This is a genomic window from Streptomyces sp. NPDC005706 (genome assembly GCF_040631045.1).
GTDB lineage: Bacteria > Actinomycetota > Actinomycetes > Streptomycetales > Streptomycetaceae > Streptomyces.
In genome coordinates this window covers 86,084-109,363 of the sequence record NZ_JBEXYS010000019.1, presented here as the reverse complement: position 1 = coordinate 109,363, position 23,280 = coordinate 86,084, and the positions used below count along the sequence as shown (strand labels likewise).

Below are 23,280 nucleotides of genomic sequence, written 5' to 3'. Positions count from 1 at the left end.
GCGGTCACGTGCCGTGATCTTGGCGGAACGAGTGCGTCCGGGACACCATGCACCGCATGAAGGGTTCCCTCTTTTCCAGTGAGCACGTGGTGCGGCCGGCCGTCGAGGCCGGCATGACCGTCGAGAACGCCAAGTGCATCAAGTACGCGGTGAACGGCGAGATGCACGCCCGTCAGGGCGCGATGATCGCCCACCGGGGCAGCCTGCAGTTCGAGCGCAAGGGCCAGGGCGTCGGCGGGATGCTCAAGCGCGCCGTCACCGGCGAGGGGCTGCCCCTGATGGCCGTGCGCGGCCAGGGCGAGGTCTGGTTCGCGCACGAGGCGCAGAACTGTTTCATCGTCGAGGTCGAGCCGGGCGACCTGTTCACCGTCAACGGCCGCAACGTGCTGTGCTTCGACGCCTCGCTGTCCTACGAGATCAAGACCGTGAAGGGCTCGGGCATCGCCGGCGGCGGCCTGTTCAACAGCGTGTTCAGCGGACAGGGCCGGCTCGGTTTGGTCTGCGAGGGCAACCCGCTGGTGATACCCGTCTCGGCACAGCAGCCGGTGTACGTCGACACCGACGCGGTGGTCGGCTGGACCGCGCACCTGCAGACCTCGCTGCACCGCTCGCAGTCCCTCGGCTCGATGCTGCGCGGCGGTTCGGGCGAGGCGGTGCAACTGATGCTCCAGGGCGAGGGGTTCGTCGTGGTGCGGCCCAGCGAGGCGACGCCGCAGAAGGCGCAGCAGCACTGACGCCCCGTGAAGTGATCTGCGCCGCACGGGCAACCCCGCCCCGCGTACCGGCGTCTTGACCCACGACAGACCGTGCCCCGGCCTGCGGGCCGGGGCACCTTTTCGGCGTGCTATACACACTGTGTATACACTTCGTGTATAGAAGGGCATGCATGTACGGCAAGGCTTTCGCCCCGGAGTACCAGGGCGCCCTGACCACCCTGTCCGTGAACTCCTCGCTGGTCGACGTACTGGCCGAGGGCACCGAGCGGCTGCGCGAGGCCGAGCGGTCCGGTCTGCCGGGCGAGGCGGCCCGCTGCGGGCTCGCCGTCGCCGAGGCGCACCGGCGGCTCGGCCGGGTGCGGGACGCCGACCGGGCCTGGAAGGCGAGCTACCGCGCCGCCCGGGACGCGGGTGACACGGCCGCGATGGCGTGGGCGCTGTGGAGCGGCGGCACCCTGGCCCGGCAGCGCGGGGCGTTCCCACTGGCGTGGCGGCTGCTGGGGCTCGCCGCCGAACTCGGTGAGCGGGGCGGCGACGTCGTGGTCCGCGGCTACTCGCTGGCGGGTCTCGCGGAGACCGGGCGCATCCAGGGCGACTACGAGGCGGTCGGCCGGCTGCACGAGCAGCTGCTCGCCGAGGCCCGCAGGCGCGGGGAGGCCCGGCACACCGTGTGGGCGCTGGAGGGCATCGCGCAGATGCACCGCAACACCGGCGACCACGACCGGGCGTACACGCTGTTCGAGGAGGCGGCGGAGATAGCCGAGCGGGCCGAAGACCGGCGCGGCCACGCCTGGGCGCTGCGCGGCCTGGCCGACATCGTCTCGGTCCGCGACGGCGACACCGAGCGGGCCCTGGAGCTGCTCTCCCGGGCGGAGACCACCTGCCGGGCGATGAACCTCACCAGCGCGCTCGCCTACAACCACAAGATGCGCGGCAACGTCTTCTACCGCGCCGGCCGTTACGCCGAGGCACGGGAGCTGTACGAGCTGGCCCTGGAGGAGTTCCGGGCGATGAGCGAGCCCCGCGGCGAGGCGCTGTCCCGGCTCGGGCTCGCCAAGTCGCTGGCACGCCTGGGCCGCGACCGCGCCGGGACGGCGGCCGAACTCGCCGACCTGGCCCGGGTGCTGGAGCGCGCCGGGCTGCGGCACGCGCGGGAGATGGTGGCCCGGGCGCAGCGGGAGTTCGGCCTGGACACGGAGGCCGTACGGTGAGCGGCCCCTCTCCGGCGGTGCAGGCACCGCCCTCGGCCGTGGGCACCCTCGACCGCTGCCGGGCGCTGGTGCGCCCGGCCCTGGCGGAGGCGGTGGAGCGGCTGCACCCCTGGGTGGCCGAGATGGCCGCGTACTCCTTCGGCTGGTGCGAGGTGGGCGGCGCGCCCGCCGCCGCGCCCGGCGGCAAGGGGGTGCGCCAGGCGCTCGCGGTGCTCGGAGCCGAGGCGGCGGGTGCCGACGGACGGGCCGGGATCCCGGCGGCGGTCGCGGTGGAGCTGGTGCACGCCTTCTCGCTGCTGCACGACGACATCATGGACGGCGACGCGACCCGGCGGCGCCGCCCCGCGGTGTGGAAGGCGTACGGCACGGGTCCGGCGGTGCTCGCCGGGGACGCCCTGTTCGCGCTGGCCGTGGAGACGCTGGCCGCCGCGCCCGGCGGCCCGGGCGGCGTACGGCTGCTCTCCGCCGCCCTGGCCGACCTGGTGCGCGGGCAGGCCGACGACCTGTTGTTCGCCACGCGGCCCTGCGCCGGCCCCGAGCGGGTGACACCTGGGGAGTACCGGGCGATGGCGGAGCACAAGACGGGCGCGCTGCTCGGCTGCGCCGCCGCGCTGGGCGCCGCGCTCGGCGGGGCCGGGGAGCAGGCCGTCACCGCGCTGGACCGGGCCGGACGGCACCTGGGCGTCGCCTTCCAGCTCGTGGACGACGTACTGGGCATCTGGGGCGACCCGGAGGTCACCGGCAAGCCCGTGGGCGGCGATCTGCGGGAGGGCAAGAAGACCTTCCCCGTGCTGTTCGCCCTCGGCTCCCCCGCCGCCCGTCACCTGCCCGCGCTGCTGGGTCCGGCGGGGCGGGCCGGGGAGGCGGCCGCGCTGATCGAGGAGGCGGGCGGCCGGGCGGCGGCGCTGGCCGAGGCCCGCGCGCACACGGCCGTCGCCCGGGAGCTGGTCCGCGGACTGCCGGCGGCCACGGGCGCCGCCGGGGAGCTGCTCGGCCTGCTGGACCACCTGGTGGACCGCGACCTCTGAGAGTTGACCTCGCGCGTGTCCGCGGGTCAGGGTGCCGACGGCGCGGTTCCCAAGCCCGCGCCGGGAAGGTGAACGACCTTGACCAGCCTGACCGGCCTCCCGGACATCGAAGCCGCCGCACGGCGGATCGCCGGCCACGTCGTACGGACGCCGACCGTGCCGAGCCCCGGACTCACGGACCTGCTCGGCGTCCCGGTCACCGCCAAGCTCGAACTGCTGCAGCGCACCGGCTCGTTCAAGGCGCGTGGCGCGACGGCCAAGCTGCTGTCGCTGAGCGGGGCCGAGCGCGCGGCCGGCGTGGTGGCGGTCAGCGGCGGCAACCACGGGATCGCGGTCGCGGAGATGGCGGCGGCCCTGGACGTGAAGGCGACCGTGGTCATGCCGCGCACCGCACCCGCGCGGTCCATCGGGCTGGTTGAGGCTGCCGGGGCGTCGGTGCGGCTGACCGACGGCATGGACAGCGCCTTCGAGCTGGTGATGGACCTGCGGGACGAGGGGCTGACCCTGGTCCACCCGTTCGACGATCCGGTCGTGATCGCCGGGCAGGGCACGGTGGGACTGGAGCTGGCCGAGGACACCGCCGGCTCCGACGGGCCGACGGACGTCCTGGTCAGCGTGGGCGGCGGCGGTCTGATCGCCGGTGTGGCGGCCGCGCTGCGCGCCCGCTGCCCGGGGGTACGGGTGTGGGGCGTGGAGACGGAGGGCGCCGAGGCCATGTCCGGTGCGCTCCGGGCGGGCGGTCCCCGGCAGGGGCCGGTGTCCTCGCTCGTCACCACGCTGAGCGCGCCCTCCGTGTCGCGGCTGACGTACGACCATGTGTCGGCGCTGGTCGAGGAGGTCCTGGTGGTCCCGGACCGGGATGCGGTGCGGGGCTGCCTGGACCTCGCCGACCGGGCCAAGCTCTGGACCGAACCGGCCGCCGGCTGTCTGCTTCCGGCGGCGCGGCTGGTGCTGGACCGCGTCGGCGACGGAGCCCGGCTCGGGCTCGTGGTGTGCGGGGGCAACGCGGCGCCCGGGGAGCTCTTCGGCTGGGCGGACCGCTTCGGACTGCTCTGAACTCGTCGCCGGCTCGGGGCGGACCCCCCCGCCGCGGCCGGCGAACGCGCTGTACAGCCGGGCGTCTACCGTCGGTAACCCACAGGTCGATGCCCGGCCGCGCGCCGCCTTCGTAAACCGCCCGCCCCTGTCGACGCGTTGAATAAAAGGCAGGAACGGGGCCGGAGTCGCGGTTCCTTTGAACGCACCCCGGCGCACCCCGCGTACCTCTGGGCAAGTCGAGTCAGGGGTCTCAGCGAGGGATGACCATGGTCAAGGCGCACGTCTCCGCACACGGGCTGATCGCCGGCCGGTACCGGCTGCTGGAGGTCTCCGCCCGCGAGACGAACCGGCTGTGGTGGCACGCCGAGGACGTGACGTCCGGCCGGCCCCGGCTGATGGCGCGGACCGAGCTGCCGGACACCGCCGACGCGGACACCGTACGGCGCGCCACGGCCCGGGTGATGCGGACCTCCGAGATCATGCGGCTGCTGTGCCCCGGGCGGGTCGCCCCGGTGGTCGACGCCGTCGTGGAGGCGGGCACCCTGTGGACGGTCACGGACCGGATCGAGGGCACGCCGCTCGGCGAACTCCTCGACCGGGAGGGCCCGTTCCACCCGGTCCGGGCGGCACGGCTCGGCCTGGACATCCTCGACGTCCTCCAGGCGGCGCACGACGAGGGCATCACCCACGGCGAGCTGAGCCCCGGCCAGGTCTTCGTCCGGGACGGCGGACCGGTCCTGGTGGCCGGGTTCGGGCTGGCGGGCACGACACTGGCCCCGCGGCTCACGGCGCCGTCGTACGCCTCGCCGGAACAGGCCCGCGACGAGCGCGTCGGACCGGCCGCCGACCTGTGGGCGCTGGGCGCGATCCTCTACACGACGGTCGAGGGGCGTCCGCCCTTCCGCGACCGCGGCCGGCCCGACGCCACCCTGCGGGCCGTGGACCGGCTGCCGCTGCGCACTCCGCTGCGCACCGGCCCCCTCACCCAGGCCGTCCAGGGCCTGCTGCGCAAGGACTCCCGTGAGCGGCTCATCCGGGGCGTCGTCCGGGACGCCCTGGTCCGGGCCCTCGACGAGGACTCCGACGCGGACCGGTGTCCCGCGCCCGCGCCCCGGCTGCGCGACGCCTACGCGGCCGTACGGCACGCCGCACCGGCTCCGGGCAGGCGGCTGCTGGTGGCCGGGACCGCCCTGGCCGTCGTCACCGTCGCGGCCGCCGTGCTGGCCGTGACCCACCTGCTGCCGGGCACCACCACCGCGTCCGCCCCGGCCCGGACCACCGCCACGGCCGTCCCGCCGCCCGGCCGCACCGGCGACGGCGGCGCCGGCCCCGGTGCGAGCCCGGGCCCGAGCAGCTCCCCCGCCCTGCCGGCCGGCTACCGGCGCTACACCGCTCCGGAAGGCTTCTCCGTGGCTCTGCCGGCGGGCTGGAAGCGCCTGGCCACCTCGCGCGCGGCCGACCACGCCTACCGCGTCACCTTCGGCACCGGCGGCGCCTCCCCCACGCTCGCCGTCACCTACAGCGAGCGGGTCGGCCCGGACCCGGTCGCCGTCTGGCGCGACGAGGTCGAACCGGCGCTGGCACGGCTCCCCGGCTATCACCGGATCGGCACCGTGCGGGCCCTCACCTACCGCACGCACCGGGCGGCGGACCTGGAATGGGTGGCCGGCTCCGGCGCCGCCCGTACGCACACCCTCGGGCGGGGCTTCCTCCTGGGCGGCGGACGCGGCTTCTCGCTGCGGTACACCACACCGGCCGCGGACTGGGGCGACTCCGCCGGCACCATCGCGCTGAAGACCTTCCTGCGGACCTTCCGCGCGCCGGGGGACTGACCGGCGGCACCGGCCGTTTTCGCTCCGGCAGCCCGGGGACTCGCGTCGTATGGTGCAAATCGGATACACGATGATGACCGAGCAGGCCGGCCCCAGGGACCTGGTGGACCACCTGGTGCGGGCCGAGGAGGCCGGCTTCGACTTCTCGGTGACCTCGGACCACTACTTCCCGTGGCTGCGTTCCCAGGGCCACGCCCCGTACGCGTGGAGCGTGCTAGGCGCAGCGGCGCAGGCCACTTCGCGGATCCCGCTGATGACCTACGTGACCTGTCCGCTGATCCGTTACCACCCCGCCGTGGTGGCGCAGAAGGCGGCGACGATGCAGTTGCTGTCCGAGGGCAGGTTCCGGCTCGGGCTGGGCGCGGGCGAGAACCTCAACGAGCACGTGGTGGGCGGCGGCTGGCCCCCGGTGGACGTGCGCCACGAGATGCTGGAGGAGGCGGTGGAGATCATCCGCGCGCTGCTGGAGGGCGGCCACGTCACCCACCACGGCACGCACTACGACGTGGAGTCGGCCCGGCTGTGGGACCTGCCGGACCAGACGCCGCCGATCGGCCTCGCCGTCTCCGGCGAACAGTCCTGCAAGCTCGCCGGGCACCTCGCCGACCTGGTCATCGCCACCGAGCCGAAGAAGGGGCTGCTGGAGGCCTTCGACCGGCACGGCGGCACCGGCAAGCCCCGGGTGGGCCAGTTGCCGGTGTGCTACGACCCCGACCGGGAGGCCGCGGTGAAGCGGGCGCACGCCCAGTTCCGCTGGTTCGGCCTGGGCTGGAAGGTGAACGCCGAGCTGCCGCACCCCGACGCCTTCGAGGCCGCGACCCAGTTCGTGACCACCGACGACGTCTCCTCCGCCATCCCCTGCGGTGACGACCCGGACGCGTTCGTCGAGGCCGTACGGCCGTACGCCGAGGCCGGGTTCGGGGAGGTCGCCCTGGTGCAGATCGGTGGCGACTCGCAGCCGGAGTTCCTGGACTGGTCGGCGAAGACCCTGCTGCCCGCCCTGCGCGAGGAGTTCGGCTGACTCGGGAGGGCGAAAGCGGGAGGGCGAGAACGGAGGCGGTACGGATTGAGCCGTAAGGGTGAGCATTTCAGGCCTGTACGGGGTACTAGAGGTCCCTACGCCGATTGCTTCCGGAGGACCTTGGTGAACCGCTTCGTGCACAAGACCCTGGTGGTGCAGCTCCAGGCGGAGGGCACCGCCCGGTGTCCGGTGCTCGCCCATCTGAGCTATGACGCCGAGGACCCGTTCGCCGTCACCGCCGCGTTCGGCCACGACGGCCGGGTGCTGGCCCGGTGGCGGCTGGACCGGGAGATGCTCTCCGACGGGCTGACCGGCCCGGTCGGCGTCGGCGACGTCCGGCTGCGCCCGGTCTCCGCCGGGCGGTGGCGGGAGCTGCGCATGGAGTTCCTCGGCGACTACCGGCCCGACGGCGGCCGCCACCACGCGGTGGTGTACGCCTGGGCACCGGCGGTCGCCGCGTTCCTGCACGAGACCCGGGAAGTGGTCCCGCCCGGGCAGGAGGAGGTCCAGGTGGACGAGCTGCTGGCGGAGATCCTCTCCACGGGCTGAGCGGCGGCCGGGCCGGGTGGCCGAGCGGGCGGACGGCCGCCGGCTGAGTCATGGGCGGGGCGCCCCTGAGTAGCCGTACTCATGTCCGCGCCGGCGCGCCGGCCGCACGATGGGGCTCCTTCGTCGTCCACGACTCCTCCGGCAAGGAGCCCCGCCATGACCGCAGTGCGCCCCGCCCCGCTTCCCGCCCCGCGCCGTGTGCCGCCCGCCCTGTTCGCGGGCGTGGTGGCCGTGGGCCTCGCCGTGTCGGCGTGGGACGTGCGCGACCGCACCACCTGGTTCCTGGAGACGTTCTGGGCGCTGGCCGGGCTGCCCCTGGTGGTGCTGGCCCGGCGGCGCTTCCCGCTGACCGGGCTGCTGTACGGGCTGCTCACGGCGCACGCGCTGGTGCTCGCCGTCGGCGGCCACTACACGTACGCGCAGGTGCCGCTGGGCGACTGGGTGCGGGACGTCTTCGGCCTCTCCCGCAACCCCTACGACCGTTTCGGGCACCTGATGCAGGGCTTCGTCCCGGCCGTCCTGGTGCGCGAACTGCTCGTACGCACCTCTCCGCTGCGCGGCAGCCGCTGGCTCGCCCCGCTGACCGTGTGCGCCTGTCTCGCCTTCAGCGCCTGCTTCGAGCTGCTGGAGTGGACGGCCGCCGAGATCGGCGGGCACGGCGCGGACGCGTTCCTCGCCACCCAGGGCGATGTCTGGGACACCCAGTGGGACATGTTCTGCGCGCTGATCGGGGCGGTCATGTCGCTGCTGCTGCTCAGCCGGGCGCACGACCGCCAGCTGGCGGCCCTGGCGGCGCGGACCGCCGGTTGACCGGTCAGTCGTCGCTGCGGCCGGTGTGCCGGCGGCGCGCCCACAGGGGCAGCCCGTACCAGCACACCAGGTACCAGACGACCACGGCGGTGACCAGATAGGGGACGTAGCCGTCGTGCGTGGCGACCCGCAGGATCAGCAGCAGCGAGGAGGTCATCGTGGCGAGCAGCAGGACGAGCCCGACGAAGGTCAGCCGGGAGGCGATGCGCACCGCCTGCGGCTTGACCCGCCGCCCGGAGACCAGGCGGTGCAGGGACACCGGGCCGATGAGGGCGCCGGTCGCGCAGGCGCCCAGGACGACGGTCACGATGTAGATGAGCTGATCGGTCCGGGCCAGCGTCGCGTACTTCGGCTGGAAGACGACCGTCAGCAGGAAACCGAACAGGATCTGCACGCCCGTCTGGGCGACGCGGACCTCCTGGATGAGTTCACCCCACATCCGGTCGGCCCGCTCTTCTTCGGTCTCGTCGCGGCCCGTGCGCCGCCCCTCCTGCGTCATGCGATCCGTTTAACCGGGTGAAGGTTCGTTCAAACGGACGGTTTCGCGGTGGCTACCAGCGGTGTTCGACCTGCTCCCGGACACGGCTTTCGTACAGCTCGCGGATCGCCGCGTGCGTCTCGGCGGACAGCGCGGGCAGCTTGGCCGCGGCCGCGTTGGCGCGGGCCTGCTCCGGGTTGCGGGCGCCGGGGATGACCGTGGTCACGCCGGGCTGCTCGATGATCCAGCGCAGGGCGAGCTGGGCCGGGGTGAAGCCCTCGGGAACGAGCGCGGCGAACTCGGCGGCCGCCTCGACGCCGGTGGCGTACTCGACGCCGGAGAAGGTCTCGCCCTGGTCGAAGGCCTCGCCGTGCCGGTTGTAGGTGCGGTGGTCATCGGCGGCGAAGACCGTGTCCTTGGTGTACTTGCCGGACAGCAGGCCGGAGGCGAGCGGCACGCGCGCGATGATGCCGACGCCCGCCTCGCGGGCCGCCGGGAGCACCTCGAGGAGAGGCTTCATGCGGAACGGGTTGAGGATGATCTGCACGCTCGCCACGTTCGGCCGGGCGATCGCGGTCAGCGCCTCGGCGCAGGTCTCCACGCTCACGCCGTACGCCGCGACGCGCTCCTCGGCCACCAGGGTGTCGAGGGCGTCGAACACCTCGCCGGAGGAGTACACGGGGGTCGGCGGGCAGTGGAGCTGCACCAGGTCGATGCGGTCGACGCCGAGGTTGCGGCGGGACCGGTCGTTCCAGGCACGGAAGTTGTCCAGGACGTAGTTCTCCGGCAGCTGCTCGGCCCGGCGGCCCATCTTGGTGGCCACGAGCACGTGCAGGTCGGGCCGGCTGCGCAGGAAGGTGGCGATGGTCTCCTCGCTGCGCCCGTCGCCGTACACGTCGGCCGTGTCGAGGAAGGTGACGCCGGACTCGGCCGCCGCCTCCAGGACGGACAGGGCCTCCTTGTCGTCGACCTCGCCCCAGTCCGCGCCGAGCTGCCAGGTGCCGAGCCCGACGACCGACGCCCACTGTCCCGACCTGTCCATCACGCGTTCGTCCATACCGCCCAGTCTGTCATCCGGCCTCCCGGACCGCCGGACCGGGTGGTTCCGGGGAGGCACGGCGCCGGACACCGGGACCGCGGGGGGTCAGGCCCGGGGCGTCAACTGTGCCTGGACGAGAGGGCCGTAACGGTCGGCGATGACGTCGAGGTCGGTCCCGCGCAGATGCGGACCGCGGGCGACGCCGTACATCACGCCCAGGCCGAGCAGGCCCGCGACGGCGAGCTCGGCACGCAGTCCCCGGTCGGGGCCGGTGAGCCGGGCGGCGAGGCGTTCGGTCACCTGGGCGCGGAAGTTGGCGCGCAGGACCTCGCCGTGGTCACCGTGCAGGGGGGCGAAGGCGATCCGCACCAGGGGGTCGGCGCCACGGTCGCGCTGGCTGGCCAGGACGTGCCGGACCATGTGCCGGCCCAGCGCCTCCACCGGCGCGTCGAGCAGGTCGTCGGCGTCGGTGTCGAAGGACATCACGCGGGCGAAGAGGGCGTCCTTGTTGCCGAAGTACTTCAGGATCAGCGGCGGGCTGACCCCGGCCCGTTCGGCGACCGCCCTGAGGGTGATGTCGGCGTGGGCGTGCCGGGCCAGGAGATACCGGGCGGCCTTGAGGATGGCCGTCCTGGTGGCCTCGGCGTCGCGCCGTGCGGGGGCGGTGTCGTGGGGGGGCGCGGGGGTGGTTCCGCGGGGCGCCGGTGCGGCTGCGCGGCGGCCGGATGGGGTGCTCACGGCACTCATGCTCCCTCCATCGCCTCGTCGCGGGCGCCCCGGGCGGCACCGCGGGCGCGCCGGGTGCCGCCCGAGGGCCCGTCGCCGGGTATGGACAGGGCCGCGGCGCAGGCGACCAGGGCGATGGCGCCGGCCATCGTGAACGCCAGCAGGTAGCCGTGCAGGGTGGGCACCGGGAGACCGCCGACGAGGCTGGTGTGGTGGACGAGGACGGCGGTGACGGCGGCGCTGGAGGTGGCCTGGCCGATGGTGCGCATCAGGACGTTGACGCCGTTGGCGGAGGCCGTCTGGGCGGCCGGCACGGCGCGCAGGATGAGGGTCGGCAGCGCGGAGTAGGCGAGGGTGGTGCCGGTCGCCACCACCGTGGCGCCGAGGATGATCATCCACAGGTCGCGGCTGTCGGCGATGCGCAGCGCGTAGCCGCAGGCGATGACGGCGGCGCCGAGGGCGAGGGTGACGCGCGGGCCGCGGGAGGCGGAGATACGGGCGGACAGCGGCGAGAAGAGCAGCATGGTGACGCCGCCGGGCAGCAGGCACAGACCGGTGGCGACGATCGACAGGCCGAGGCCGTACCCGGTGGCCTTAGGCGCCTGCACGAGCTGGGCGGTCACCAGCGAGTTGGCGTAGAAGGCGAATCCGGTCAGCATGGCCGCCACATGGGACAGGCCCACCCGGGGGCGGGTGACCAGGCGCAGGTCCACCAGGGGCCGCTCGGTGCGCAGCTGGTGCCACCACCACAGGGCGAGGATCACGGCGGCGGCGAGGAACAGCGCGAGGACGCGTGGGCTGCCCCAGCCCCACTGGCCGCCCTGCGACACGCCGAGCAGCAGGCTCACGAGGGCGGCGGCCAGACCGACCGCGCCCAGGACGTCGAAGCGGCCGGGCTCGCGCACCGGCGACTCCCTGACCGCCCACCAGGTCGCCGTCACACCGAGCGCGCCGAGGAGGCTGGTGAGCCAGAACATGGTGTGCCAGTCGGCGTACTGCACCACCAGCGAGGCCAGTGGCAGGCCGAGGGCGGCGCCGATGCCGACGGTGGAGCTCATCAGCGCCACCGCCGAGCCGCGGCGCTCCGGCGGCAGTTCGTCACGCAGGATGCTGATGGACAGCGGGACGACCGAGGCGGCGGCGCCCTGGAGGGCGCGGGCCGCGATGAGCACGCGGATGTCGGAGGACAGGGCGCACATCACGGAGCCGGCGGTCATCAGGGCGAGCGCGCCGATGAGCACCCGCCGCTTGCCGTACATGTCGCCGGCCCGGCCGAGCACGGGGGTGAGCACCGCTCCGGAGAGCAGCGTCGCGGTGACCGTCCAGGAGACGGTGGCCGCCGACGCCCCGGTGAGCCGCGGCAGGTCCGGCAGCAGGGGGACGACGACCGTCTGCATGACGGCCATGAGGATGCCGCCCGAGGCCAGCACGGGAATGGTGAGCCGGTCCCGCAGGCGGGGCGGCGTGACGTCGGTGCCGGGCTGGGACGTCGGTGCCGGCTGGTCCATCGGCGCTCCTGCGGGCGACGTGAGAACGTTGGTGAATAACAATTCACCCTATCGGGTGAATGGCCATTCACCAATGTCTTTCCGCTCAGCGCCGGCCGGCCGCCGACCGGGCGTGCAGGGCGCGGGCGGCACGGGGGCCCAGCCAGCGCTTGAGCCTGCGCAGTACCTCCAGTTGGCCGGCCGCCTTGTCGATGCCGTAGTAGAGCTGCGGCGGGACGTGGGGCAGCAGCGGGGAGTGGCGCTGGCCGAGCAGGGCGAACATCCGGTGCGGGGGCAGTTCGGCGTAGCGCGGCAGGTTCTCGTACCACTGGGCGCTGTAGCGGGCGGCGCTCTGCGCGGAGAGCAGTTCGGACCTGCGCTGCAGTTCGTAGGCGGTCAGGGCCTCCGGCAGGGAGGCGTGCCGGCGCAGGGAGCCGGCGAGGCACATGGCGTCCTCCAGGGCGAGGGTGGTGCCCGCGCCGATGGAGTAGTGGGTGGTGTGGGCGGCGTCGCCGAGCAGCACGAGGTTGCCGTGGTGCCAGGTGCGGTTGGTCAGGGTGCGGAAGGCCGGCCACGGCGCGCCGCCGCCCGCCGGTGAGCGGTCGATGAGGGGGTGCCCGTCGAGCACGCCGGCGAAGAGCTTCTCCAGCAGCGCGAGTCCCTCGCCGCGGTCCGCCCGGTCCAGGCCGAGACCGGCGAGGGTGTCCGGGGCGCACTCCACGACGCAGGTGCTGTGGTCGTCGCCGTACTTGTAGCCGTAGGCCCAGATCCAGCCGTGCGCGGTCTCCACGAAGGCGAAGGTGAAGGCGTCGAAGACCTTGGTGGTGCCGAGCCAGGCATAGCGGTTGCGGCCCTCTTCGAGCCGGGTGCCGAAGTGGCCGGCGTGCCGGGCGCGCAGCGCGCTGTGGACGCCGTCGGCCGCCACGACCAGGTCGGCCTGCGGCAGGGCGGTGGCCGCGATCTCACTGGCGAACTCCAGCCGTACGCCGAGGGAGCGGGCGCGCCCGGCGAGGATCTCGAGCAGGCGGTGGCGCCCGATGCCGTGCCCCTCGTCGCCGGGCTGCCGGGCCACCTGGCCGCGGATGTGCGCGACGCCCTGGTTCCAGCGCACCGAGCTCTCCTCGATCGCCCGCGCGGACTCGGGGTCGTGGGCGTGCAGCCGGTCGAGCAGTCCGCGCCAGTACGTGACGCCCCAGCCGTAGGTCGAGCCCTCGGGGTCGCGTTCATGGACGGTGACGTCGTGGGACGGGTGCTGCCGCTTGAGCAGGATGGCGAGGTACAGGCCCGCGGGCCCGCCTCCGACACAGACGACCTTCACACGCACACCCCTGACGATTACTCAACGTGCTCGAACGACACCGCAGGGTAGCAGGGAGTCCGGCGTGGGGGCGGGTTTGCGGATCGCGTCAGCCTGGCGCGGTGACCCGCGCCACTCGAAGGGGCCGCCGACGGGAAGGATCACCGCGATCCCGTCCGCACCGGCAAGGAATTCCCCGTTCCGGGACGGCGCGGGCCACCGCCACAGCAAGATCATCTTGGTTCAACCTTGCACGACATGTATCCAATTGTCCTGATCACGGCCAACCACTTCCGGATGATTTCTCCCCCTCCCGGAGTACCCGGTAGGCATGCGGAGTCACCACTCGCTCCCCGCAGGAGGACCCGCATGCCCGCACTCACCCGGCGCCGCGCGCTCACCACGGCGGCCGCTCTCGCCGCCACGGCCTCGGCCGTCACACTCCTCGCGCCCGCCGCGCCGGCCGCCGAACACCACCACGGCGCACCGGACTCCTTCGACGAGGTCTACAAGGGACGCCGGATACAGGGCCGTCCGTCGGACGGCGGCGGCCACCACCACGAACACGGCGGCGGTTACTCCGTGTTCATAGACGGCGTGGAGCTGCACCTGATGCGCAACGCCGACGGAACCTGGATCAGCGTGGTCAGCCACTACGACCCGGTGCCCACCCCGCGCGCCGCCGCCCGTGCCGCGGTGGACGAGCTGCAGGGCGCTCCGCTGCTGCCGTTCCCCGCCAACTGACCGCCCCCGCAAGGAACTTCCGGAGCACCACGCAGATGACCGTACGCAAGAACCAGGCCGACCTGACCGCCGACGAGAAGCGCCGGTTCACCGGCGCCGTCCTCGAACTCAAGCGCAGCGGACGCTACGACGAGTTCGTCCGCACGCACAACGGCTTCATCATGTCCGACACCGACACGGGTGAACGGACCGGCCACCGGTCCCCGTCCTTCCTGCCCTGGCACCGCAGATTCCTGCTGGACTTCGAACGGGCGCTGCAGTCGGTCGACCCCACGGTGGCGCTGCCCTACTGGGACTGGAGCACCGACCGCACGGTGCGCGCCTCGCTGTGGGCGCCGGACTTCCTGGGCGGCACCGGGCGCGCCTCGGACGGCCGGGTGATGGACGGTCCGTTCGCCGCGGCCACCGGCGACTGGCCGGTCAGCGTCCGGGTGGACGGCCGTTCCTTCCTGCGCCGCTCGCTCGGCACCGGTGTGCGCGAGCTGCCGACGCCCCGGGAGGTCGAATCGGTGCTGGCGATGCAGGCGTACGACATGGCGCCGTACAACAGCGCCTCGGACGGCTTCCGCAACCACCTGGAGGGCTGGCGCGGGGTGAACCTGCACAACCGGGTGCATGTGTGGGTCGGCGGCCAGATGGCCACCGGCGTCTCCCCCAACGACCCGGTGTTCTGGCTGCACCACGCCTACATCGACAAGCTGTGGGCCCAGTGGCAGCACCGGCACCCGGACTCGGGATACGTGCCGGCGGGCGGGACGCCGGACGTCGTCGATCTGAACGAGACGATGAAGCCCTGGAACGACGTGCGTCCGGCGGACCTGCTGGACCACACGCGGTTCTACACGTTCGACCGCTGACGCCCGGCGCGGCCCACGGGCCCGCCGGTCAGGCGTCCGCGGTGCGGCACTCCGGGTGGCCCCAGCCCTGCGCGTTCTTGGCGATGGACTCGCCGGCCGCGTAGGAGCGGCCGCACAGGCAGCGCCCGGGGAACTTCGCCTTGATGGTGCGGGAGGAGGAGCGGGCCGCCGCACCGCCGCCGGTGCGGCGGGGCGCCTTCTTCCGTGCCGCACCGGCCGCCGGGGTGTCGGGCGAGGGCGGGGGCTCCGGCGAGCCGAGCGCGCTGCCGGCCGCCTCCTGGACGGTGGCGGCCTGGCTGGCGGCGCGGTCGGCGAAGTCGTTCAGCGGGTCGCCGTCCACCTGGTGGGCGGGGACGTAGCGGAACTCCACCGACCGGCCGTCGAGCAGCGCGTCGATGCGCACCACGAGGTCCTGGTTGGCGACCGGCTTGCCGGCCGAGGTCTTCCAGCCGTTGCGCTTCCAGCCGGGCAGCCAGGTGGTGACGGCCTTCATCGCGTACTGGGAGTCCATCCGGACCTCCAGCGGCACGTCCGGGTCGACGGAGGCGAGCAGCCGCTCCAGAGCGGTCAGCTCGGCGACGTTGTTGGTGGCCCGGCCGAGCGGGCCGGACTCCCAGCGGGCCGCGGTCCGCTCGTCGTCGGAGACCACCCACGCCCATCCGGCCGGTCCCGGGTTTCCCTTCGAAGCCCCGTCGCACGCGGCCACCACACGTTCACGCATACGGCCGATCATGCCACGGCCGCGGCGGTCGCCGGATCCGGTCCCGCCCGGCCGCGGGTCAGTCCTCCGCGATCTGCGGCATCTCGCCCTCGGCGGTCTTGACATCGATCACCGAGAAGTTGGCGCCCTGCGGGTCGCTGAGCGCCGCGAACCGGCCGAAGGGGCTGGTCATGGGCCCGAAGTGCAGGACGGCACCGAGCTTGGTCGCCCGGGCCACGGCCGCGTCGCAGTCGTCGACGGTCCAGTAGACGTTGACGTACGACGGCACCTCGGGCGGGAAGTCGTCGGTCATCAGCATCCGGCCGAGGACGGTTTCCTCACCGATGTCGAACATGCGGAAGTCGATCGCGTCGTCCGCGATCCGCTTCGCCCGGTACGGGAAGACGGCGGTCAGGAAGGCGTCCGTGCGTTCGGGGTCGCGGGTGAAGACCTCCGCCCAGCAGTAGGCGCCGGGCACCGCCGTGGCGTCGAAGCCCTCGTGGCTGCCCGCCTGCCACACGCCGAACACGGCGCCGCTGGGCTCGCGGGCCAGGCACATGGTGCCGAACTCGCCGACCTGCATCGGCTCCATCAGCACCTCTCCGCCGTTGTCCCGGATCCGCTCCGCGGTGGCGGCGGCGTCCGGCGAGGCGAAGTACAGGCACCACTGCGACTGGCCCTCCTGGCCGGGCATGGGCGGCACCACGGCGGCCACCGCCTGGTCGTCGGCGTAGGCCTGGGTGTAGTTGCCGTACTCGGGCGACGACTCGCCGAAGCTCCAGCCGAGGACCTCGCCGTAGAAGTTCTTGGCGCCCTCGAGGTCGCCGAACATCGCGTCGGCCCAGCATGGCGTTCCCTCAGGTTGCACGGCCATGGTCGTGGCCCTCTCCGCTCGGCTGATCGCGTCGTCCGCCCCTGGACAGAACGCTAGTCATCCCGCGCCCGGCGCGCGCGCCGGGCGCGGGGCACCGGCGGCGCTACTCCCCCGCGTACGCCCTGTCCAGCGCGGCGGCGTCCAGTTTGCCCATGCTCATCATGGCGCGGGTGACCCGCTCCGCCTTCTCCTTGTCCGGTACGCAGATCATGTCGGTCAGCCGGTCGTAGACGACCTGCCAGGAGACGCCGTAGCGGTCCTTGAGCCAGCCACAGGGCCCGCCCTCGCCGCCGTTCTCGGTGAGCCGGCTCCAGTAGTGGTCGATCTCCTGCTGGTCGGAGCAGTGGAGCTGGAACGAGATCGCCTCGTTGAACTTGAACTGGGGGCCGCCGTTCAGGGCGACGAACTTCTGCCCGTTGGCCGTGAACTCCACGCTCATCACCGATCCGGCCTGACCGGGGCTGCCCTCGGGGTAGCGGCTGACCCGGCCGACGCTGGAGTTCTTGAAGACCGAGACGTAGAACTCCGCCGCCTCCTCGGCCTGGCCGTCGAACCAGAGACACGTGGTGAATCCGTCGGTGTTCATGAGTACCTCCTGGAGCGTGGAACGCGGTCGCCTGTACAGACGGCTGCTCCGCCCGAAACTCATCGGTGGGGCCGCCGGACAATCCGCATGGGTGAACGGAACGGCACATAGCATCACAACCATGACCTCTTCGCCCGCCGAGAGCATCCAGCCCTTCCGCCTGTCGGTCCCGCAGAGCGACCTCGACGACCTGCACGACCGCCTCGACCGCACCCGCTGGCCCGCGGAACTGCCGGGCGCGGGCTGGGAGTACGGCGTTCCGGCCGGCTATCTGCGGGAGCTGGCCCACTACTGGCGGCACGATTACGACTGGCGGGCCGCCGAGGCGCGGCTGAACGAGTGGCCGCAGTTCACCACCACCGTCGACGGCGCCCGGATCCACTTCGCGCATCTGCGCTCCCCGGAACCCGACGCCATCCCGCTGGTCCTGACCCACGGCTGGCCGGGCTCGGTCGTGGAGTTCCTGGACGTGGCCGGGCCGCTCGCCGACCCGGTGGCCCACGGCGGTGACGCGGCCGACGCGTTCCACGTGGTCGTACCCAGCCTGCCCGGCTTCGGGCTGTCCGGGCCCACCACGGAACCGGGCTGGGAGGCGGGGCGGGTGGCGGACGCCTGGGCGGAGCTGATGCGGCGGCTCGGATACGAGCGGTTCGGCGCGCAGGGCGGTGACTGGGGCGCGGCCGTCACCCGCGAGCTGGGCCGCGCCCATCCGGACCGGGTGACCGGCGTCCACCTCAATCTGCTGCCCGGCGCCCAGGCGGCCACCCGGCCCACCGAGGAGGAGCTCGGCGCGCTGGCGCCGCGGGAACAGGAGAACACGCTCAGGTCGTGGAGCCGGTGGGAGGAGTGGTCACGGGAGGGCACGGGGTACGCCGTGCTCCAGTCGACCCGCCCGCACACCGTCGCCTACGGGCTGACGGACTCCCCGGTGGGCCAGCTGGCCTGGATCGTGGAGAAGTTCCGGGAATGGAGCGATTCCAAGGAGCTGCCGGAGGAGGCGGTCGACCGGGACCGGCTGCTGACCAACGTGATGCTGTACTGGCTGACCGGTACGGCCGGCTCGTCCGCCCGTATCTACTACGAGCGCGCGCACGCCGCCGGCCGTGCCGCCCGGCCCGCCGAGCCGTCCCCGGTGCCGACCGCCCTGGCCCTGTTCCCGGCCGAACCCCAGATCCCGCTGCGCCACAAGGCGGACCGGACCGAGAACATCGTGCGGTGGACGGAGTTCGACCGGGGCGGGCACTTCGCGGCCATGGAGGAACCGGACCTGATCGTCGGCGACGTCCGGGCCTTCTTCCGGCAACTGCGTGAGAGCGGGCGACCGCGTCGGAGCACGGCCGGCTGACCGCCCGGCCAGGGCCCGGCCGGGTGCGGTCAGGCCGCCAGGCAGAGCCCGTTGTACGGCGCCCGGTGCCCGGTGCGGGGGCTCGTGCTCGTCCGGCGGGTCAGTTCGGACCCGGTGCGGGACAGGAGGTCGCCGAGTCCCAGCCCGAGGGCGCGGGCGGCGGCCGCGAGGACCTCGGAGGAGGCCTCCTTGCGGCCGCGTTCGATCTCGGACAGGTAGGGCAGGGAGATCCGGGCAGCGTCGGCGACATCCCGCAGCGTGCGCTCCTGGGCCTGCCGCTCGCGGCGCAGCACGTCCCCGACCAGATCGCGCCACAGGGGCTCGGCGGGCGCCGGCCGCGGCGCGCCGGGCCGGGCGGGCTGCGGGCCGCCGGCGTCCGGGCGGCGGGGTTCGCGGCGCAGGGGGATCACACGGGCTTCGTTGCTCACCTGGTCGGTCACCCTCTCAGCCTAGGGTCGCGGCGGCCGTCACCGCCGGGCCGCGCGCCGATTCCTCCGGGCGCGAAATCGGCTGGACGCGGGCAGGCATGCATCGGTCAACCGGGGGTACCCGCCGCGTGAGCACCACCGTGAGCAGGCATGCGTGCCCGGATTCCGGGTACGCGGGGGACACGCGACATGCACAGGGATCGGACCACAGTCCGATGCGGCAGGCTCGAACCGTGACTGACGTGGGGAGAGGTAATGAAAACCGCCGGGATCCGGTCGGAGGCAGAGGTCGTCGAGAGGACCGAGCAGGGGAGGGCACAGGAGGAGGCACTGCCCGGCATCGCGGACCCGGCCTCCGTCGCGCCGCGTGACGCCCGGGAGCTGTCCCGCCAGTTCTTCCGCCGGCTGACGGAGCTGGAGGAGGGCACGCACGAGTACCAGTACGCGCGCAACACCCTCATCGAGATGAACATGTCGCTGGTGCGGTTCGCGGCGGGCCGCTTCCGCAACCGCGGTGACGACATGGAGGACATCGTCCAGACCGGCATGATCGGCCTGATCAAGGCCATCGACCGGTTCGAGCTGGCGCGCGAGGTCGAGTTCACCTCCTTCGCGCTGCCGTACATCGTGGGCGAGATCAAGCGGTTCTTCCGCGACACCACCTGGGCGGTGCACGTGCCGCGGCGGCTCCAGGAGATGCGCGTGGAACTGGCGCGGGCCCGCGAGGAGCTGTCGAGCCGGCTGGACCGGGACCCGACGGTCGCCGAGCTGGCCACCCTGATGAACATCACCGAGAGCCAGGTGGTCGAAGCCCAGCTCGCCTCCAACGGCTACAACTCCGCCTCCCTGGACGCCGCGCTCACCGGGGACGGCCCCGAGGACGGCGAGGCGGTCCTCGCCGACTTCATCGGCGTGGAGGAGGAGGGCCTGCGACTCGTCGAGGACTTCCACGCGCTGGCCCCGCTCATGAACGAGCTCAGCGACCGCGACCGGCAGATCATCCACATGAGGTTCGTCGAGGAGGCGACCCAGGCGGAGATCGGGGAACGGCTGGGGTGCTCCCAGATGCACGTGTCCCGACTGATCAAGCGGATCATCACCCGACTGCGCCAGGGCATGCTGGGCGAACTCGGCTGCGCCTGACACGACACACCACGACGTGAGCCCGGGCGCTCGGCGCCCGGGCTCACGTCTGCCTGCCGCGGAACCGGACCGGGACCGCCGGAGAGTTCACCGCTTCAGTTCGACCCGCGCGCACACGCGCTTGCCGACCGGCACGCGCTCCACGGTGACCTGGGCCGCCACCGCGTGCACGATCTCCAGACCGTGCCGGCCGACGCGCTCGGGGTTCTTCGGATAGCGCCGGGGCAGCGTGGCGCTGCTGTCGTAGACCGCGACGGTGACCGAAGCGTCCGTGCCCTCCAGCTCCAGGATGTACGGGCCGCTGCTGTGCCGGTCGGCGTTGGTGACCAGTTCGCTCACGACGAGGAGCAGCTCGCCGTCCGTCCGGCCGTCGATGCCGGCGCACCACTCGTGCCTGAGCTGCTCCATGAACTGGGCCGCGAAGGCCCGGGCCTCGGCGATGCATCCGGGTTCGCCGGTGTAGTGCGCCGCGCGTCTCAGCGGCTCCACGGGTACGTCGAAACCAGTCGGTATCACTGCCCCGCCCAGGTGCTCGGTCATGCGTGTCTCTCTCGGAAGGCCCGGTCCGGCCGGTCGCTGTTGCACCTGTCCTCGTACCCAGAGCCGGGCGCGGCAGTCCCCCGGTGCGTTCGCCCACCGCGCACAGACTGTCATGCCCGCCGGTCACGCCGCCGGCCGGGTCCCCGCGGGCGTCCCCGAGGACGCGCTCCGGGCCGGTTCGGATCCGGGCGCGGAGGGCGCGGACGAAGGGCTCCCCGGCGGGGGCGCGGAGGGCGGCGCCTCGGTCGGGGGCGCCTCGGTCGAGGGCGCCGAGGACGGTGTCCCGGTCGGGGGCGGCTCGGACGACGGCGCCTGCGAGGTGGGCTCGGACGACGGCGGGCGCGAACCCGAGCCGGACGGAGCCGGGGAGGACGAGGGCGACCCGGACGTATTGCTCAGGCTCGGCGTCGGCGGACAGGACCGGCCCGAGGCGCCGGTCGCCCCGGGTGACACACAGCCGGCCGGCGGGATCCAGGGGTGCGTGTCCTTCGGTGGTGCGGTGGGCTCGTCCCGGCGGCCGGTGCCGTCGCCGGGCTCCCGGCGGAACCAGCCGTCGCCCTGGGGGTCGTAGATCACGAAGATCTTGACGGCCGCCCGGGCGGGCGTCACCACGACGACGTCCGACGACCTGTAGGAGGGCCAGCGGGCGCCGGTCAGCCGCACGGTGCCGCGCTGCGCGACCGGCGGGGTGAGGGGGTTGCCGCAGGCGCAGCGGGCGCGGGGTACGCCGTGTCCGTCGACCAGGACGGCGGTGCCGGCCTGGAGGACCGCCTGGAAGCCGGTGGCGCGGCCGTCGCGGTAGCCGTGGCTGGTGACGCGGGTGTCCGCGCGCAGCGTGACCGGGGTGAGCGACCGCAGGTGGGCGGGGACGTCGGACGGCCGGACGCCGGCCGCGGCGGCGTAGGCGCGATTCCTCGCCGGGTCGGCCCGCAGGGCCCTGATCTGCTTCTCCACGTCACAGCTCGGACGGTTCCTGACCCCGCTGTAGAGCCCCGGGGCGCCTCCGTCCACCCCGCGCACCGCGTTCGCGGGCGCGGAGGGCGCCGTCGGGGTGCCGGGTGAGGGTGTCCTCGGTGTGGAGGTCGGCGCGCCCGGCTTCCGCACGGTCGACTCCGTGAAGGGGTCCGGACCGGTCTGGCTCGCGGGCTGCAGGAAGACCTCGCCGCCCCTGGCGGAGGAGCCGGTGCCGGGCCGGGTGAGGACCACCGCCAGGACGGCCACCGCGACCACGGCCGCGGTGAGCGCGGCCACGCGCGGAGCGGACTTCCACCACGGCCGGTGCGGCTCCCCTCCCCCGCCCCGGGGCCCGGAGCCGCCCGGCGGTGGCGCGGGTGGTCCCGTGGGTGGCTGGGAGGGTCCCGACAGCGGGCCGGAGGGTGGCCCCGTCGGACGTCCCGAGGACGGAGGTTCGACGCTCACGAGCACTTCTTCCCGTCGCGATCGCGGCTCATAGCAGATTGTGTGCCCCGCTCCCCCGGCGCTCGCAAGCCGACGCCGGACGGCTCGTCCGGCGAGCGGGGCGCCCCGGCCCTGCCTAGCCTGACAAGGGTGAACCCTGTGCCCGCCGCCGCACGGCCCGCCGCCCGCCACGGCTGGGTGCGGGCCGTGGTGACGGTGCTGTCCGGGCTGGCGGCGATGTTCGTCCTCGCGGCACTCGGGCTGTGGGCGGCCGGCGCCGCGGGGCTGCCCGACGGCGCGTTCGGGCCGGTCGTGACCGCGACCGTGGTGACGGCGGTCGGCGGCACGCTCGAACTCACCGGAGACGCGGGTCCGCTGGCGCGGACCGGGGCCGGACTCACCGTCATGCCGCTCTCCGTGACCCTGGCCGGGGCCCTGGTGATCGGCGCGGGCTTCCTGCGGCCGCTTCGGCACCGGGCGGTCGCCTCGGCCGGGGAGCTGGCCGGCTGGGCAGCCCGGATCGCGCTGCTCTGGCTGCTCGCGCTGATCGGCCTCGGCCTCACCGCCCGCCGGACCTTCGCCGTGGACGTGGGTGACGGCACACTCAGCGATCTCACCGATCTGTTCGGCGGGGCGCCGACGGTCGGGTTCACCGCCGATGTGCCGCTGACCGTGCTGTTCGGGCTGCTGTGGCTGGCCGGGGTGCTGCTGCTCGCCCTGCTGGTGGCACCCGGCGCGCCGCTGCCCGGGCGGCTGCTGCGGCTGCGCGAGCCGGTGCGCCCGGCCGCGCACGCCATGGTCCTGCTGCTGCTCGGCTACGTCGCCGTCGGCCTCGTCGTGGCGCTGGTGTCGGTGGCGGCACGCGGGCACCCCGCCGAGACGTTCGCGGTGATCCTGCTAGGGCTGCCCAACCTGGCCTGGCTCGCGCTCACCCTCGGCCAGGGCGCCACCTGGAACGGCCGGGTGGACGGTCCCTTCGGGCTGCCGATGCCCGAGGCGCTGGACCACGTCCTGCGCGGGCCGGGCATCGCCACGCTGAACCTGCGCACGCTCACCGAGCGGGACAGCGGGATGTGGTGGCTGCTGGTCGCCCAGGTGGTGCTGACGTCGGCGGTGGCCTTCCTGATGGCGGCACGGTGCCCGGCCGGGGTCCGGGCGTGGCAGCACGCGGTGCGCCTGGCCGTCGCCCTGGCCCTGACGGTACTGATGGTCTGCCTGCTCTGCCGGATCTCGGCGCACTACGGGCTGTCGCTGCTCGGCATCGGTGATCTGGGCGGCGGACTGTCCGGGGAGCTGTTCCTCAGACCCCGGCTGTGGCAGGCGGTGAGCCTGGGCGCGCTGTGGGGGCTGGCCACCGGCTTCCTGGGCGCCCTGCTGGCCCGGCCGGTGCTTCGGCGGGGCCGGGTCGACGTCCCCGAGGGCCCGGCCTGACC

At 73.7% G+C, this 23,280-nt stretch carries 24 protein-coding genes; 13 read left to right on the top strand and 11 right to left on the bottom strand.

Going from position 1 to position 23,280, the window contains the following annotated elements; genetic code table 11:
• The first annotated feature begins 56 nt into the window (after positions 1 to 56).
• The 8 genes from ABZ478_RS26510 to ABZ478_RS26475 all read left to right on the top strand — a co-directional run bounded on the left by ABZ478_RS26510 (position 57) and on the right by ABZ478_RS26475 (position 8,205).
• Positions 57 to 734: an AIM24 family protein gene (locus ABZ478_RS26510; protein ID WP_359553149.1), complete on the top strand. Its 678-nt coding sequence runs from the start codon at positions 57 to 59 to the stop codon at positions 732 to 734.
• Between the two features lie 152 nt (positions 735 to 886).
• Positions 887 to 1,927 carry a tetratricopeptide repeat protein gene (locus tag ABZ478_RS26505; protein ID WP_359553148.1) on the top strand — a complete coding sequence of 347 codons (1,041 nt, stop codon included), beginning with the start codon at positions 887 to 889 and terminating at the stop codon, positions 1,925 to 1,927.
• Entirely contained in the window at positions 1,924 to 2,955 is a 1,032-nt protein-coding gene (locus ABZ478_RS26500; protein WP_359553147.1) for a polyprenyl synthetase family protein, read from the top strand. The genes ABZ478_RS26505 and ABZ478_RS26500 overlap by 4 nt, the downstream gene beginning before the upstream one ends.
• Positions 2,956 to 3,042: 87 nt before the next feature.
• The gene (locus ABZ478_RS26495) at positions 3,043 to 4,011 is read left to right on the top strand and encodes a threonine/serine dehydratase (RefSeq protein WP_359553183.1); all 969 of its coding nucleotides are present in this window, start codon (positions 3,043 to 3,045) and stop codon (positions 4,009 to 4,011) included.
• A gap of 242 nt (positions 4,012 to 4,253) precedes the next feature.
• Positions 4,254 to 5,825, top strand: coding sequence for a serine/threonine-protein kinase (locus ABZ478_RS26490; protein ID WP_359553146.1), 1,572 nt, complete (start codon positions 4,254 to 4,256; stop codon positions 5,823 to 5,825).
• Between the two features lie 49 nt (positions 5,826 to 5,874).
• Positions 5,875 to 6,846 carry an LLM class F420-dependent oxidoreductase gene (locus ABZ478_RS26485; protein WP_359553145.1) on the top strand — a complete coding sequence of 324 codons (972 nt, stop codon included), beginning with the start codon at positions 5,875 to 5,877 and terminating at the stop codon, positions 6,844 to 6,846.
• A gap of 123 nt (positions 6,847 to 6,969) precedes the next feature.
• Entirely contained in the window at positions 6,970 to 7,395 is a 426-nt protein-coding gene (locus ABZ478_RS26480) for an SsgA family sporulation/cell division regulator (RefSeq protein WP_359553144.1), read from the top strand.
• A gap of 156 nt (positions 7,396 to 7,551) precedes the next feature.
• On the top strand, positions 7,552 to 8,205 hold the full coding sequence (locus ABZ478_RS26475; RefSeq protein ID WP_359553143.1) for a DUF2238 domain-containing protein: 654 nt from the start codon (positions 7,552 to 7,554) through the stop codon (positions 8,203 to 8,205).
• A gap of 4 nt (positions 8,206 to 8,209) precedes the next feature.
• Here the strand turns inward: ABZ478_RS26475 and ABZ478_RS26470 are convergent, their stop codons facing one another.
• From ABZ478_RS26470 to ABZ478_RS26450, 5 genes are all read right to left on the bottom strand, one after another.
• A complete protein-coding gene (locus ABZ478_RS26470; RefSeq protein ID WP_359553142.1) occupies positions 8,210 to 8,704 on the bottom strand; it encodes a DUF6328 family protein in 495 nt (164 codons plus the stop codon).
• Positions 8,705 to 8,756: 52 nt separating this feature from the next.
• Positions 8,757 to 9,740 carry an aldo/keto reductase gene (locus ABZ478_RS26465; RefSeq protein ID WP_359553141.1) on the bottom strand — a complete coding sequence of 328 codons (984 nt, stop codon included), beginning with the start codon at positions 9,738 to 9,740 and terminating at the stop codon, positions 8,757 to 8,759.
• An 87-nt stretch (positions 9,741 to 9,827) separates the two neighbouring features.
• Positions 9,828 to 10,469, bottom strand: a complete 642-nt coding sequence (locus ABZ478_RS26460; RefSeq protein WP_359553140.1) for a TetR family transcriptional regulator — start codon at positions 10,467 to 10,469, stop codon at positions 9,828 to 9,830.
• Positions 10,466 to 11,956 carry an MFS transporter gene (locus tag ABZ478_RS26455; RefSeq protein WP_359553139.1) on the bottom strand — a complete coding sequence of 497 codons (1,491 nt, stop codon included), beginning with the start codon at positions 11,954 to 11,956 and terminating at the stop codon, positions 10,466 to 10,468. The genes ABZ478_RS26460 and ABZ478_RS26455 overlap by 4 nt, the downstream gene beginning before the upstream one ends.
• Before the next feature lie 85 nt (positions 11,957 to 12,041).
• Positions 12,042 to 13,259 carry an FAD-dependent monooxygenase gene (locus ABZ478_RS26450; protein WP_359553138.1) on the bottom strand — a complete coding sequence of 406 codons (1,218 nt, stop codon included), beginning with the start codon at positions 13,257 to 13,259 and terminating at the stop codon, positions 12,042 to 12,044.
• Between the two features lie 342 nt (positions 13,260 to 13,601).
• Here ABZ478_RS26450 and ABZ478_RS26445 point away from each other — a divergent pair, with 342 nt between their 5' ends.
• Positions 13,602 to 13,976, top strand: a complete 375-nt coding sequence (locus ABZ478_RS26445; protein WP_359553137.1) for a tyrosinase cofactor — start codon at positions 13,602 to 13,604, stop codon at positions 13,974 to 13,976.
• Between the two features lie 35 nt (positions 13,977 to 14,011).
• Positions 14,012 to 14,833: a tyrosinase family protein gene (locus tag ABZ478_RS26440; RefSeq protein ID WP_359553136.1), complete on the top strand. Its 822-nt coding sequence runs from the start codon at positions 14,012 to 14,014 to the stop codon at positions 14,831 to 14,833.
• Between the two features lie 28 nt (positions 14,834 to 14,861).
• Here the strand turns inward: ABZ478_RS26440 and ABZ478_RS26435 are convergent, their stop codons facing one another.
• The 3 genes from ABZ478_RS26435 to ABZ478_RS26425 all read right to left on the bottom strand — a co-directional run bounded on the left by ABZ478_RS26435 (position 14,862) and on the right by ABZ478_RS26425 (position 16,993).
• On the bottom strand, positions 14,862 to 15,566 hold the full coding sequence (locus ABZ478_RS26435) for a ribonuclease H (RefSeq protein WP_358934380.1): 705 nt from the start codon (positions 15,564 to 15,566) through the stop codon (positions 14,862 to 14,864).
• A 46-nt stretch (positions 15,567 to 15,612) separates the two neighbouring features.
• On the bottom strand, positions 15,613 to 16,407 hold the full coding sequence (locus ABZ478_RS26430; protein ID WP_359553135.1) for a VOC family protein: 795 nt from the start codon (positions 16,405 to 16,407) through the stop codon (positions 15,613 to 15,615).
• Positions 16,408 to 16,510: 103 nt separating this feature from the next.
• The gene (locus ABZ478_RS26425) at positions 16,511 to 16,993 is read right to left on the bottom strand and encodes a VOC family protein (protein WP_359553134.1); all 483 of its coding nucleotides are present in this window, start codon (positions 16,991 to 16,993) and stop codon (positions 16,511 to 16,513) included.
• A gap of 121 nt (positions 16,994 to 17,114) precedes the next feature.
• Here ABZ478_RS26425 and ABZ478_RS26420 point away from each other — a divergent pair, with 121 nt between their 5' ends.
• Entirely contained in the window at positions 17,115 to 18,338 is a 1,224-nt protein-coding gene (locus ABZ478_RS26420) for an epoxide hydrolase family protein (protein ID WP_359553133.1), read from the top strand.
• A gap of 29 nt (positions 18,339 to 18,367) precedes the next feature.
• On the opposite strand, the gene ABZ478_RS26415 is transcribed toward ABZ478_RS26420, so the two are convergent.
• Positions 18,368 to 18,778, bottom strand: a complete 411-nt coding sequence (locus ABZ478_RS26415; RefSeq protein WP_359553132.1) for a helix-turn-helix transcriptional regulator — start codon at positions 18,776 to 18,778, stop codon at positions 18,368 to 18,370.
• Between the two features lie 243 nt (positions 18,779 to 19,021).
• On the opposite strand from ABZ478_RS26415, the gene ABZ478_RS26410 reads away from it, so the two are divergent.
• Positions 19,022 to 19,909, top strand: coding sequence for an RNA polymerase sigma factor SigF (locus tag ABZ478_RS26410; protein ID WP_359553131.1), 888 nt, complete (start codon positions 19,022 to 19,024; stop codon positions 19,907 to 19,909).
• Between the two features lie 87 nt (positions 19,910 to 19,996).
• Here the strand turns inward: ABZ478_RS26410 and ABZ478_RS26405 are convergent, their stop codons facing one another.
• Positions 19,997 to 20,449: an ATP-binding protein gene (locus ABZ478_RS26405; RefSeq protein ID WP_359553130.1), complete on the bottom strand. Its 453-nt coding sequence runs from the start codon at positions 20,447 to 20,449 to the stop codon at positions 19,997 to 19,999.
• A 123-nt stretch (positions 20,450 to 20,572) separates the two neighbouring features.
• On the bottom strand, positions 20,573 to 21,868 hold the full coding sequence (locus ABZ478_RS26400; RefSeq protein WP_359553129.1) for a DUF6777 domain-containing protein: 1,296 nt from the start codon (positions 21,866 to 21,868) through the stop codon (positions 20,573 to 20,575).
• Between the two features lie 129 nt (positions 21,869 to 21,997).
• Here ABZ478_RS26400 and ABZ478_RS26395 point away from each other — a divergent pair, with 129 nt between their 5' ends.
• Entirely contained in the window at positions 21,998 to 23,278 is a 1,281-nt protein-coding gene (locus tag ABZ478_RS26395) for a streptophobe family protein (protein WP_359553128.1), read from the top strand.
• The last annotated feature ends 2 nt before the right edge of the window (positions 23,279 to 23,280 follow it).

Bases quoted from the DNA above. Each gene is read 5' to 3' on its own strand.
- ABZ478_RS26510 (WP_359553149.1), top strand. From the start codon at position 57: ATGAAGGGTTCCCTCTTTTCCAGTGAGCACGTGGTGCGGCCGGCCGTC.
- ABZ478_RS26440 (WP_359553136.1), top strand. From the start codon at position 14,012: ATGACCGTACGCAAGAACCAGGCCGACCTGACCGCCGACGAGAAGCGC.
- ABZ478_RS26455 (WP_359553139.1), bottom strand. From the start codon at position 11,956: ATGGACCAGCCGGCACCGACGTCCCAGCCCGGCACCGACGTCACGCCG.
- ABZ478_RS26425 (WP_359553134.1), bottom strand. From the start codon at position 16,993: ATGAACACCGACGGATTCACCACGTGTCTCTGGTTCGACGGCCAGGCC.
- ABZ478_RS26445 (WP_359553137.1), top strand. From the start codon at position 13,602: ATGCCCGCACTCACCCGGCGCCGCGCGCTCACCACGGCGGCCGCTCTC.
- ABZ478_RS26505 (WP_359553148.1), top strand. From the start codon at position 887: ATGTACGGCAAGGCTTTCGCCCCGGAGTACCAGGGCGCCCTGACCACC.
- ABZ478_RS26465 (WP_359553141.1), bottom strand. From the start codon at position 9,740: ATGGACGAACGCGTGATGGACAGGTCGGGACAGTGGGCGTCGGTCGTC.
- ABZ478_RS26490 (WP_359553146.1), top strand. From the start codon at position 4,254: ATGACCATGGTCAAGGCGCACGTCTCCGCACACGGGCTGATCGCCGGC.
- ABZ478_RS26470 (WP_359553142.1), bottom strand. From the start codon at position 8,704: ATGACGCAGGAGGGGCGGCGCACGGGCCGCGACGAGACCGAAGAAGAG.
- ABZ478_RS26475 (WP_359553143.1), top strand. From the start codon at position 7,552: ATGACCGCAGTGCGCCCCGCCCCGCTTCCCGCCCCGCGCCGTGTGCCG.
- ABZ478_RS26485 (WP_359553145.1), top strand. From the start codon at position 5,875: ATGGTGCAAATCGGATACACGATGATGACCGAGCAGGCCGGCCCCAGG.
- ABZ478_RS26420 (WP_359553133.1), top strand. From the start codon at position 17,115: ATGACCTCTTCGCCCGCCGAGAGCATCCAGCCCTTCCGCCTGTCGGTC.
- ABZ478_RS26460 (WP_359553140.1), bottom strand. From the start codon at position 10,469: ATGAGTGCCGTGAGCACCCCATCCGGCCGCCGCGCAGCCGCACCGGCG.
- ABZ478_RS26435 (WP_358934380.1), bottom strand. From the start codon at position 15,566: ATGATCGGCCGTATGCGTGAACGTGTGGTGGCCGCGTGCGACGGGGCT.
- ABZ478_RS26410 (WP_359553131.1), top strand. From the start codon at position 19,022: ATGAAAACCGCCGGGATCCGGTCGGAGGCAGAGGTCGTCGAGAGGACC.
- ABZ478_RS26430 (WP_359553135.1), bottom strand. From the start codon at position 16,407: ATGGCCGTGCAACCTGAGGGAACGCCATGCTGGGCCGACGCGATGTTC.
- ABZ478_RS26405 (WP_359553130.1), bottom strand. From the start codon at position 20,449: ATGACCGAGCACCTGGGCGGGGCAGTGATACCGACTGGTTTCGACGTA.